The sequence below is a fragment of the Halomonas sp. SIMBA_159 genome, from assembly GCF_046536035.1.
Classification (GTDB): domain Bacteria; phylum Pseudomonadota; class Gammaproteobacteria; order Pseudomonadales; family Halomonadaceae; genus Vreelandella; species Vreelandella venusta_A.
On record NZ_JAWJBT010000288.1, the window covers coordinates 1 to 305 of the forward strand.

Genomic DNA, 305 nt, shown 5'->3' on the forward strand with positions numbered 1-305 from the left:
CGGCCAAAGGCCGCTTTAATTCATCACATAGCGTCATGGCCAGTAAACCAGCATTGCGGGCCAGTGCTAAGGTGCGGGAACGGTTGGAAAACAGTCGTACCAGGGCATCGGTAGCGGTACTCACTACTGCGATATCACGCTGTCTTGCCTGCTGATAGCACTTTAACATGGCGTAGCCACCTATATCTGAAGGTGTTGCGGTAATCTGAGTCACCAGTTCGGCAATGTCGCGCATAGCCAGGTTAAAACCCTGCCCGGCTATCGGATGCACACTGTGCAAACTGTTACCCAGCAACGCCACACGG

General features: G+C 53.8%; 1 protein-coding gene. It reads right to left on the bottom strand.

The genetic code is table 11. From position 1 onward, the window contains the following. Positions 1–301: FAD-dependent monooxygenase (locus R0J87_RS19335; RefSeq protein ID WP_498888268.1), on the bottom strand; the 301-nt coding region annotated here is incomplete at its 3' end. Between the last annotated feature and the right edge of the window lie 4 nt (positions 302–305).